This window comes from Duganella radicis (assembly GCF_009720825.1).
Lineage (GTDB): Bacteria > Pseudomonadota > Gammaproteobacteria > Burkholderiales > Burkholderiaceae_D > Rugamonas > Rugamonas radicis.
On record NZ_WNKY01000091.1, the window covers coordinates 1 to 5,369 of the forward strand.

At 64.4% G+C, this 5,369-nt stretch carries 3 protein-coding genes and 1 pseudogene; 3 read left to right on the plus strand and 1 reads right to left on the minus strand.

Annotated features, from left to right (window positions below; translation table 11 throughout):
- The 3 genes from GM676_RS30960 to GM676_RS30970 all read left to right on the plus strand — a co-directional run.
- On the plus strand, positions 1-1,038 hold a 1,038-nt coding region (locus tag GM676_RS30960), incomplete at its 5' end, for a phytase (RefSeq protein ID WP_155468407.1).
- Between the two features lie 53 nt (positions 1,039-1,091).
- Positions 1,092-3,098, plus strand: coding sequence for a TonB-dependent receptor plug domain-containing protein (locus GM676_RS30965; protein WP_155468408.1), 2,007 nt, complete (start codon positions 1,092-1,094; stop codon positions 3,096-3,098).
- 104 nt (positions 3,099-3,202) lie between these two features.
- Positions 3,203-4,843: a methyl-accepting chemotaxis protein gene (locus GM676_RS30970; protein WP_155468409.1), complete on the plus strand. Its 1,641-nt coding sequence runs from the start codon at positions 3,203-3,205 to the stop codon at positions 4,841-4,843.
- Here the strand turns inward: GM676_RS30970 and GM676_RS30975 are convergent.
- Positions 4,844-5,041 (minus strand): annotated as a pseudogene (locus GM676_RS30975) (helix-turn-helix domain-containing protein); the annotation flags it as partial.
- Positions 5,042-5,369: the final 328 nt, after the last annotated feature.

The window sequence follows — 5,369 nt, forward strand, 5'->3', positions numbered from 1 at the left end:
CGCGGCGGTGCGACGGCGGCAAGCGCGGCGCAGGCCATGCAGCCCGCCGCAGCGTCCTCGTGGCCGGCAGGCGCCAAGGCCATCGTCATGCCACGCGGTCAGACCGAGCCGGTGGCGCGCACCGGCGACGCCGCCGACGACCCGGCCATCTGGCGCCATCCGGCCGACGCCAGCGGTTCGCGCATCCTCGGCACCAACAAGAAGCAAGGCCTGCTGGTCTACGACCTGAGCGGCAAGCAGCTGCAACTGCTGGAAGTCGGCCGCCTCAACAACGTCGACGTGCGCCAGGATGTCACGGTCGGCGGCCGCAAGCTCGACCTGGCCGTCGCCACCCAGCGCGACGACAACAGCGTCATGCTGTTCACCATCGCCGCCAACGGCGTGGTGACCCCGGCCGGCGCCTTCCCCACCGGCTTGGACAACATCTACGGCATGTGCCTGTACCGTCCGCAAGACGGCGGCCTGGAAGCCTTCATCAACGACAAGGACGGCAGCTTCCTGCAATACCGCATCGAAGGCGACGGCAACGCCATGACCGGCAAACTGCTGCGCCGCTTCAAGGTCGCCAGCCAGCCCGAGGGCTGCGTGGTCGACGACCGCAACGACCGCCTGTTCCTGGGCGAAGAAAAGCGCGGTGTCTGGACCGTCTCCGCGCGCGGCGAGGCCTCGGCCAAACTCAGCATGGTGATCCCTGTCGGCCCGCAACTGGTGGCGGACGTCGAAGGCATGGGCCTGTACCACGGCGACAAGAGCGACTATCTGGTGGTTTCCAGCCAAGGCGACAACAGCTATCTGGTGCTGGACGCCAAAGCGCCCTACAAAGTGCGCGGCAGCTTCCGCGTCGGCTACAACCTGGCCGCCGGCATCGACGGCACCTCGGAAACCGACGGCCTGGAAGTCAGCTCGGCCAATTTCGGCGGCCCGTACGGCAAAGGCATGCTGGTGATCCAGGACGGCTACAAGCGCCTGCCGGACGGCCCGCAAAACTTCAAATATGTGGCATGGGAGGACGTCGCCAAGGCACTCAAGCTCGACTAATGCGGTGCGGGCGGAATATTCAGGTATCATAGTGCCCATTCCATAATATTGCTATGAGACATACGATACCCGCCCGCCATATCGTCCTGCTCGCCTGCACGCTGGCTGCCGGCGGCCGGGCTATTGCCGCCGAGACGGCCGGCGCGCAATCGTATGTCCCTGCCTACTTCGCCCAGTTCCAGGCCAACTCGGCCATGGACATGGTGTCGCGCCTGCCCGGCTTCAGCTTCGAAGGCGGCAATCCCGGACGCGGCACCGCCGGTAACGTCCTCATCAACGGCAAGCGCCCGACTTCCAAGACCGAACCGCTCAGCGACGTGCTGGGCCGCATTCCGGTCGCGGCGGTGGAACGCATCGAAGTCATCAACGGCGGCGCCGGCGGCATCGACATGCAAGGCTACACCACCGTCTCCAACGTGGTGCTCAAGCCGATGGACCTGGTCTCGGCCAGCACCACCGCCTCCAGCACCGTAATGCCGGACGGCAGCCTGCAACCTTCGGCCGAGGGCAACTACAACCTGAAACGCGGCGACAAAAGCATCAACGTCGCGCTGGCCTGGCGCCGCTCGCCGGACGGCGGCCTGGGCCACAGTCAACGCACCACCACCTACGCCGACCACAGCCCCAGCACCGAAGTGACGCTGGAAGGCGCCGGCGTCAACGAAAGCAAATCGGTCAAGCTCAACTACGGCCAGGACCTGCTGGACGGCCAGATCAGCTGGAATGGCGCGCTCAATCCGTGGACCTACCAGTCGCACATCGTCAACGACGGCGCCACGCGCGGCCTGAACAGCAACGACAATGCCGGCCGCAACGTCGAACAAGGCCTGGCCTACAGCCGCGACCTGGCGCATGGCGCCAGCATGGACCTCAAGGCGCTGTACCGCACCGCCGAATTTGAAGGCGATTCCGCCTTTGCCGCCAACGGCGTCACCTCGCATTCCACCTCCGCCACCACGGCCAGCGAACACATCCTGGCCGGCCAGCTGACGCTGCAAGCGGGCGATGGCGTGGTGATCCGCGGCGGCATCGAACGCGCCGTCAACACCAACGACAACAGCAACGCCTACCAGTCCAATGCCGCCTCGGCCGCCGTGCCGGGCGTGGGCGCGTGGGTGCAGGAATCGCGCGTCGAAGGCCAGCTGTCCTCGGCCTGGCAGGTGGACAGCAAGCTGAGCGCCGAAGCCGGCCTCAAGCTCGAACACTCCAGCCTGAATACCAGCGCCAGCCAATCGGACGGCAAGGCCTACGTTTATCCCAAGCCGCGTCTGCGGCTGTCGCTGTCGCCGATGCCGGCGCTGCAACTGCGGCTGCGCATGGAGCGCGAAGTCAGCCAGATCAACTTCTGGGATGCCGCCGGCTATTACGGCATGGCCGATAAATCGCTGCGCGCCGATTATCCGGACCTGGTGCCGGCCAAGACCTGGCTGTGCGAAGGCGCGCTGGAATACCGCTTTGCCGATCGCGGCGCGGCCATGCTCAGCTACACGCAGGCGCACATCAGCGACGTGATCGACCGCATGCCGATCCGCTCCGCCACCACCACCGTCGACGCGGCCGGCAATATCGGCGACGCCAGTGCCGACACCGTCACCGGCATGCTCAACCTGCCGACCGACAGCCTGGCGCTGCCGCAAGGCTTGCTCAAGCTGTCGACCACCTGGCGCTCGTCGTCGGTGACCGACCCCACCACGCTGGCCACGCGCCGCCTGTCGGGCGAGCAGGCGCTGGCCTGGCGGGTGGAATTCTCGCAGGACTTGCCGGCCCAGCGCACCGCCTGGGGCTTCTCGGTCGACAACGGCTGGAGCAACGACAACTGGCAAGTGGGCGAGCGCGACACCAGCAGCGGCAGCGGCTGGGCGCGCGCCTTCATCAACTACCGCCCCGCCAACAACCTGATGCTGACGCTGGAACTGAACAACCTCGCCAGCCGCAGCATCACCTACGACCGTCTGCACTACGCCGGCAACGACCGCTTTGCCAGCAACCTCGACTTCACCGAGCACAACATCACCCGCACCCAGCCCTTCGCCATGCTGCGCCTGCGCCGCGACTGGTAATCCTTGTTGTTCTTGTGCAAAAATGATACTTTGTGGAATTAGTTGACAGTTAAATCTGTTAGGATGCTTGCCACACTTTGGTCAATCTCTGTACAGGACAGCACATGCACGGCCACGAAACCGTTCTTGAAGATGGCAAGCCTATCGTCACCACCAGTGACCTGAAAGGACGTCTCACCTACGTCAACTCCACCTTCACGGCGGCCAGCGGTTACGAGGATGGCGAACTGGCGGGCCGGCTGCAAAGCTCGCTCTACCATCCGGACATGCCGGAGCAAGTCGATGCCGACATGTGGCGCACCGTGCTGTCGGGCGAGCCTTGGCGCGGGCTGGTCAAGTACAGCGGCAAGGACGGCGGCTATTTCTGGTGCATCGCCAACGTCACGCCGGTGATGGAAGGATCGAACACCACCGGCTTCATGTCGGTCTGCACCAAGCCCAAGCGCGAACAGATTGCGCAGGCCGAACAGCTGTACCGCACGCTCAAAGGCCCCAATCCGGACGGTGTGCGCATCCTGCGCGGGGCGGAGGCGGCGCGTGGTTGGCGCAAGCTGGCCAACGCGCTGCGCGACATCACCCTGGCACAGCGCCTGAGCCTGTGCTTCGGCAGCATGACGCTGCTGGGCTTGTCCATGGCATGCCACGGTCTGCTGGACTATGCCGACAGCACCCTGATCACCCAGGCGCTGCTGATGGTGGCGCTGGCCTTGTACTGCTGGCGCAACCTGCATGTGGCCATCGTCGGCCCGATCCAGGCCAGCATCCAGGCCACCCGCATCCTGGCCGGCGGCGACCTGACCACCCGCATGGCGGTGGACCGTCACGACGAGCTGGGCCAGTTGCAAGCCTTCGTGCGCCAGCTCAACCTGAACCTGGCGTCGATTCTGGTCGACATCCGCGGCAACTTCAGCCTGACGCGCAGCACCACCACCCAGGTGCGCGATGCCAACAGCGATCTGTCGGCGCGCACCGAGGCACAGGCCTCCAGCCTGGAGCAGACATCGGCCAACATGGGCCAGATCACCGGCATGGTCACCCAGACCGCCGACAATGTCACCACCGCCAGCGGCGTCGCCAGCGAAGCGACCGCGCTGGCCGAGCGCACCGGCGTGGCGGTGGCGCAAGTGGTGTCGGCCATGAACGACATCAGCGCCTCGTCGCGCAAGATTGTCGACATCATCGGCCTGATCGACGGCATCGCCTTCCAGACCAACATCCTGTCGCTGAATGCGGCGGTGGAAGCGGCGCGCGCCGGCGAGAGCGGACGCGGATTCGCCGTAGTCGCCAGCGAAGTACGCAGCCTGGCGCAGCGCAGCGCGGGGGCCGCCAAAGAAATCAAAGCCCTGATCGACGCCTCGACCGACAAAATCGACATCGGCGCCGGCATGGCCAGCACGGCAGGTCAGGACATGGAAGCGGTGATCGCGGCGATTGGCCGCGTGGCTTCCATCATGGGCGACATCAGCGGCTCGACGCGCGAGCAAAGCAGCGGCGTGCATCAGGTGCAGGACGCCATCATGCACTTGGACGAAGTCACGCGCCAGAACGCGCAAATGGTGGAAGAAGCCTCCACCGCCACCGGCGTGCTGGACATGCAAACCCAGGCGGTGGCCAAGGCGCTGGAAGTGTTCAAGCTCCCCGCCCAAGGCGGCGCCCGCAAGACCAGCGCCAGCCTCGTCCCAGGCACAACCCGCAACGTGCCAGCGACCTACGCCGAACCACAACGCCAGGCCCGCCGGGCCTGATCAAGCTATCGCCAGCTTTAACTGCCCGACAGGTGCGCCTGTCGGGCGCACCCTGATTTCAATATCATAACCAAGACGGTTCAAGCAATCCATTAGCTTGCGTTCGGAGAAATTGGTAAAGTCCCCCCGCATCATGGCCGATACTTTAGGTTGCGGAATCCCCATACGCCTACCTGCCTCTTCCAGAGTCAATCCAAGACGGTCATCGGGTGATAAAGCTCCGGCCAAGTTCTGCCCAATAGTGACATTTGGATAGTTTTTTCGCGAGGCAACTTGATAAAATTAGTTGTTTCCACATGGAAATTTGTCGAATTCACTTCTTGAACTGGATCGTCGATACGATGACTACCATCCAACTCCCCCCTCAACAGCTCTCCAACACCCACCACGCGACTCGCTGGATTGTGTCCCCAGGCGTGGTGTATGAGATGTGATTCTCAAGGGGCTGGGTCCCCGGTCAGTTAATCACGGCGGAGAGCCGTGCGGCCTGATTGTCGCTCAAGCTTTGCAATCCTTCAAGCTGCAT

Coding starts and splice junctions, on each gene's coding strand:
- GM676_RS30970 (WP_155468409.1), top strand. CDS start 3,203: ATGCACGGCCACGAAACCGTTCTTGAAGATGGCAAGCCTATCGTCACC.
- GM676_RS30965 (WP_155468408.1), top strand. CDS start 1,092: ATGAGACATACGATACCCGCCCGCCATATCGTCCTGCTCGCCTGCACG.